Source organism: Actinomadura sp. KC345 (assembly GCF_004348515.1).
In the GTDB taxonomy this organism is placed as follows: Bacteria; Actinomycetota; Actinomycetes; order Streptosporangiales; family Streptosporangiaceae; genus Spirillospora.
Genome location: NZ_SMKH01000427.1, coordinates 1 through 5,246, shown reverse-complemented (window position 1 = coordinate 5,246; position 5,246 = coordinate 1). Strand labels below are relative to the sequence as shown.

Genomic DNA, 5,246 nt, shown 5'->3' with positions numbered 1-5,246 from the left:
GTCCAGGACCTCGCAGACGAGGGTGCGCTCCAGGAGGAGGCGCAGCTCGATCGGGCCCGGCGCGTAGCGCAGCGCGTTGGTGATCAGCTCGGAGGTCAGCAGCTCGGTGGTGTACTCCAGCTCCTCCAGGCCCCACTCCTCCAGGCGGGCGCGGACGAGGCCGCGGGCGCGGCGGACGGCGGCCGGGTCGGCGGGCAGCGTCCAGGAGGCGTGGCGGTCGTCGGGGAGGCGGCGCAGGCGGGCGATCAGGACGGCGATGTCGTCGCGGTGCTGGTCGGCGTAGACGCCGGCGAGCGTGGCCTTGGCGAGGTCCTCCATCGAGCGGTCGACGGAGTCCGGGCCGAAGATCTTCTGGAGCCGGGCGAGGCCGTCGTCGATGTCGCGGCCGCGGTTCTCGACGAGGCCGTCGGTGTAGATGACGAAGAGGCTGCCGTCCTCGACGGTGAACTCGCGGCTCTCGATCGCGGCGCCGCCGGCGACGCCGAGCGGCGGGGCGGGCGGGACCTGCAGGTACTCGTTGTCGCCGGCGGGACCCGCCAGCAGCGGCGGCAGGTGCCCGGCGGAGGCGATCTCGATGGTGCCGCTGGTGGCGTCGTACACCGCGTACACGCAGGTGGCGAAGTGCGGTTCCTGCTCGCCCAGCTCGATCATCAGCTCGTGCATGACGTGCAGCGCGTCGGCGGGCGGAAGCTCCAGGTTGGCGAGCGTGTGGAGCGCGGTGCGCAGCCGCCCCATCGTGACGGCGGCGCGGACCCCGTGGCCCGCGACGTCGCCGACGATGAGGGCGACGCGGGCGCCGGGCAGCGCGATCGACTCGTACCAGTCGCCGCCGACCTCGACGAGCTTGCTGCCGGGCAGGTAGCGGTGCCGGACCTCGACCGAGGACGGCGCCGAGAGCCGGTTCGGCAGCAGGCTGCGCTGGAGCGCCAGCGCGGTGGCGCGCTCGCGGCTGAACAGCCGGGCGTTGTCGATGACGATCGCGGCGCGGGCGGCGAACTCCATGCCGATCTCGACGTCGTAGGCGTCGAACTTGCGGAACCCGGGGACGCGGGTACAGGCGATGAACCCGAGCAGCGTGTCGCGGGCGATCATCGGGAGCAGCACCATCGAGACGTCCGACAGCAGCTCGCCCGCCGGGCCGCGCCGCCACAGCCGGGCGATCTCGGACGCGCGGTCCAGGCTGATGTTCGGCAGGTGGACGGGGCGGGCCGTCTCCATGACCTCCCGGTACGGGGTCCCCTCGGGGAACACCAGCACCTCGCCGACGGGGAACGTGGACGTCCACGCCGGGTTGCCGTCGTCGGAGGTGACCGCGATGCGCCGCAGCACCGCCGAGCCGGACTCGGAGTGCACCTCGTCCGCGGCGACGAGGCTCTCCAGCACCAGCACCGAGGCGGCGTTGCAGTAGTGCGGGACGACCACCTCGACGAGCTTGCGGGCCGACTGGTCCAGGTCGAGGGACGCGCCGAACCGGGTGACCTGGTCGTCCATCAGCGCGCGGCGCATGAGGGCCGGATCCTGGTAGCGCTCGCTCGGCGGCAGCGCGACCCGGACGTACAGCAGCGCTGCGGGCGCCGCGCCGGCGTCGCCGCCGACCATCGGCTGCGCGGTCAGCACGGCGTCGGCGGACGCGCCGTCGCCGCGCAGCACGGTCATCACGCCGTTGCGCTCCTGGCCGGACTCGTTGGCCTCCAGGAGGGCCTCGAGCTCGGCTTTGGCCTCGTCCTGGACCAGGTCGGTGGCCGGGCGGCCGATGAGGTCCTCCGGGGCGCGGCCGAGGACGGCCCGGGCGTTGGGCCCGCACTGCACGATCCGCCGGGAACCATCGATGCCCAGGACCAGCGTCCGGGACGCGGAATCGGTGGCGGGCGCATCGCCTCGCGGCGCCATCACTGATCTCACCTGACGCGCTCCAGACAGCCGGTCGTCTTCGCACTACCCAGCGACAGTATGGGGCATGACGGCGTTTCAATGGGAGAAGATCACGCTTACCAGGCCGGAAACGATTCGGCATCCGTCACAATTCAGTCTCGGACGGCCCCGATTCCCTCCAGAAGGGCGTCCACGACGGCCTCGGCGTAGCCCTCGGGGAGGTCCTCCCGCGGTCCCTTCGGCGTCAGCGAGCCGATCAGCATCGACATCGCGACCTCCACGTCGAGGCCGGCGCGCAGCTCCCCCCGGGCGACGCCGCGCCGCAGCACCGCGCGGACGATCGCGCGCCTCGGCTCGATGACGTCCTGCTTGTAGCGCGCGTACAGCCCGGGGTACCGCTCCGCGCTGCCGACGACGTTCCAGAAGCACTGGAGGTGGCCGCTTCCGCGCTCGGCGGCGAGCGCGCGGGCGATCTCGGTGAGGTCCTCCCGGACGGAGGCGCCGGACGGCTCGGGCAGCGGCGTCTTCGCCGAGCCCAGCGCGTCCACGATCAGCGCCTCCTTGCTGGGCCAGCGCCGGTAGATCGTGGTCTTGCCGACGCCGGCGCGGGCGGCGACCGCCTCGATGGACACGCCGGCGACGCCCGACTCGCTGGCGAGCAGGCCGAGGGTCGCCTCGATGATGGCCTTCTCGGCCCGCTCGCTGCGGGGTCGTCCCGGTGTCCGCCCGGTGCCGGTCATGGCGCGCTCACACCCCGGCCTTCTCCAGCCGCCGGGGCTCGGCCGCCTCCTCGTCCCCGGCGGGAGGGACGGCGGCCCCGCGTCCCGGCATCCACTTGAGCACGACCATGGCGCCGAGGAAGGCGATGACCGCGGCGGCGGCCGACGCGGTGTGCATGGCGTGCACGAACGCGGCGTTCGCCGGTTCGATCAGGCCCTGCCCGGCCGCGCCCAGCTCCGACGCGACGCCGTGCGCGCCCTCGATGGACTCGCCGGCGGCCTCCCGCGCACCGGCGGGCAGCGCGGCGAGGTCGCCGTCCAGGTCGCGGCGGTAGACCGACGCGATGACCGAGCCGAGGACGGCGACGCCCATCGCGACGGCGACCTGCCGGGCGACGTTGTTGATGGCCGATCCGGCGCCCGCCTTCTCCCGGGGCAGCGCCGACATGACCGACTCGGTGGCGGTCGGCATCACGTTGGCCATCCCGGTGCCCTGCACGAAGAAGATCGCGCCGAGGATCCACATCGGGGTGTCGGTGCCGACGAACTGGTAGCTCGCCAGCGCGGCGGCGACCAGCAGCAGCCCGGTCGTGCACACGGCCTTGGCGCCGAAGCGGCGGACCATCGCGGCGCTGCGCGTGGAGAAGAAGAGCTGGGCGGCGGCGAACGGCAGGACCATCGCGCCCGCCGCGAGCGGGGTCAGGCCGCGCACAGACTGCATGTAGAAGTTGGCGAAGAAGAACACGCCGGACGCCGCGAAGAAGCACAGCGCGATCGACGCGACGGCGGCCGACAGCCGCGGGTCCCTGAACAGCCGGACGTCGAAGGCCGGGGAGTCGCTGCGGGCCTCGTGCCAGACGAACAGCGCGATGACGGCGGCGCCCGCGAGGATCGGCCCCATCGCCGGGAACGCCAGCCAGTCCCCCGTCTCCCCGCCGCGGATGATGCCGTACGACAGGACGACCAGGCCGACGACCGACAGCACGACCCCGACCGGGTCGAGGCGCCCGGGGCTCGGGTTGCGCGACTCGGGCACCAGGAACACCATCAGCACGATGCCCAGCGCGATGACCGGCACGTTGATCAGGAAGACCGAGCCCCACCAGAAGTGGGCGAGCAGCAGGCCGCCGGTGAGCGGGCCGATGGCGATCGCGAGCCCGACCGCGCCGGCCCAGATGCCGATGGCGCGGGCGCGCTCGTGCGGCTCGAAGACGTTGGTGATGATCGACAGCGTCTGCGGCATGACCGCGGCCCCGCCGAGGCCCATCAGGGCGCGGGCGTAGATGAGCTGCTCCGGCGTCTGCGCGTACGCCGAGATCAGCGAGGCGAGCGCGAACACGGCCATCCCGCCGATCAGCACCCGCTTGCGCCCGAGCCGGTCGCCGAGGACGCCGAACGTGAACAGCAGGCCCGCGAAGACCAGCGTGTAGGAGTTGATGGACCATTCGAGCTCGCTCTGCGTCGCGCCGAGGCCCTGGTCCGGGTCGGCGATCGTCTTCAGCGCGACGTTGAGAATGGTGTTGTCGAGCACCACCACCAGCAGGCTCATGGTCAGGACGCCGAGGATGTACCACCGGCGCCGCTGGATCGTGGGGGAGTCCATGTCGATACGCAACGGTAGCGTTTCGGAATTCATTCCCGGCCCCTGGAGATCGGGGAATGAGGGGGACTACCCGAATCGTTTTCGAAGTGGCACGATCGGTTCCGTCTGGGTACGCCACCGTGGCGCCTCAAGACCGGAGGTTCTCGTATGTCTTCTTCTGCCGCACCCTCGGCGCAGCCGGCCGCACTCTACGGCGGCACGAGCGGGCGAAGGGTCACCGTACGCGACATCGCCGCCGCCAAGGAGCGGCACGAGAAGTGGCCGATGCTCACCGCGTACGACGCGCTCACCGCGCGGATCTTCGACGAGGCCGGGATCCCCGTGCTCCTCGTCGGCGACTCCGCCGCGATGGTCGTGTACGGCTACGACTCCACCATCCCCGTCACCGTGGACGACCTCATCCCGCTCACCGCGGCCGTCGTCCGCGGTTCCAAGCGCGCCATGGTCGTCGCCGACCTGCCGTTCGGCTCGTACCAGACGGGTGTCCCCGAGGCGCTGTCGGCCGCCACCCGGTTCCTCAAGGAGACCGGCGCCCACGCGGTCAAGCTGGAGGGCGGCCGCCGGATCATCCCGCAGGTCGAGGCGATGGTCGCCGCGGGCATCCCGGTCATGGCCCACCTCGGGCTCACCCCGCAGTCGGTGAACGCCTTCGGCGGCTACCGGGTGCAGGGCCGCGGGCAGGACGGCGACGAGCTGATGGCGGACGCGAAGGCCCTCGAAGCCGCCGGCGCGTTCTCCGTCGTCCTCGAATGCGTCCCCGAGGACCTGGCCGGCCACGTCACCTCGTCGCTGTCGATCCCGACGATCGGCATCGGCGGCGGCAACCGGACCGACGCGCAGGTCCTCGTCTGGCAGGACATGGCCGGGCTCACCCCGCGGACCGCGAAGTTCGTCAAGAAGTTCGCCGACATGAACACCCTGCTCGGCGACGCCGCGCGCAGCTACGCCGACGAGGTCGTGAACGGCGCCTACCCGGCGCCGGAGCACACCTACCACTGATCCGGTCCGGCCGCCGGTTCATCCGGCCGCCGGCCCAGGCCACACCCCGACCC

4 protein-coding genes are annotated in these 5,246 nt (G+C 72.4%); 1 reads left to right on the top strand and 3 read right to left on the bottom strand.

Annotated elements, in window-relative coordinates:
* The 3 genes from E1281_RS37280 to E1281_RS37270 form a co-directional block, all read right to left on the bottom strand.
* On the bottom strand, positions 1 to 1,890 hold a 1,890-nt coding region (locus E1281_RS37280; protein WP_131884411.1), incomplete at its 3' end, for a SpoIIE family protein phosphatase.
* Between the two features lie 134 nt (positions 1,891 to 2,024).
* The gene (locus tag E1281_RS37275; RefSeq protein WP_131884410.1) at positions 2,025 to 2,612 is read right to left on the bottom strand and encodes a TetR/AcrR family transcriptional regulator; all 588 of its coding nucleotides are present in this window, start codon (positions 2,610 to 2,612) and stop codon (positions 2,025 to 2,027) included.
* 7 nt (positions 2,613 to 2,619) lie between these two features.
* Positions 2,620 to 4,194 carry an MFS transporter gene (locus E1281_RS37270; RefSeq protein ID WP_131884409.1) on the bottom strand — a complete coding sequence of 525 codons (1,575 nt, stop codon included), beginning with the start codon at positions 4,192 to 4,194 and terminating at the stop codon, positions 2,620 to 2,622.
* A 147-nt stretch (positions 4,195 to 4,341) separates the two neighbouring features.
* Between E1281_RS37270 and panB the strand changes: the two genes are divergently transcribed.
* Positions 4,342 to 5,193 (top strand): 3-methyl-2-oxobutanoate hydroxymethyltransferase, encoded by an 852-nt coding sequence (gene panB, locus E1281_RS37265; RefSeq protein WP_131884408.1) that lies wholly within the window; start codon positions 4,342 to 4,344, stop codon positions 5,191 to 5,193.
* The last annotated feature ends 53 nt before the right edge of the window (positions 5,194 to 5,246 follow it).

Bases quoted from the DNA above. Each gene is read 5' to 3' on its own strand.
- E1281_RS37275 (WP_131884410.1), bottom strand. From the start codon at position 2,612: ATGACCGGCACCGGGCGGACACCGGGACGACCCCGCAGCGAGCGGGCC.
- panB (WP_131884408.1), top strand. From the start codon at position 4,342: ATGTCTTCTTCTGCCGCACCCTCGGCGCAGCCGGCCGCACTCTACGGC.
- E1281_RS37270 (WP_131884409.1), bottom strand. From the start codon at position 4,194: ATGGACTCCCCCACGATCCAGCGGCGCCGGTGGTACATCCTCGGCGTC.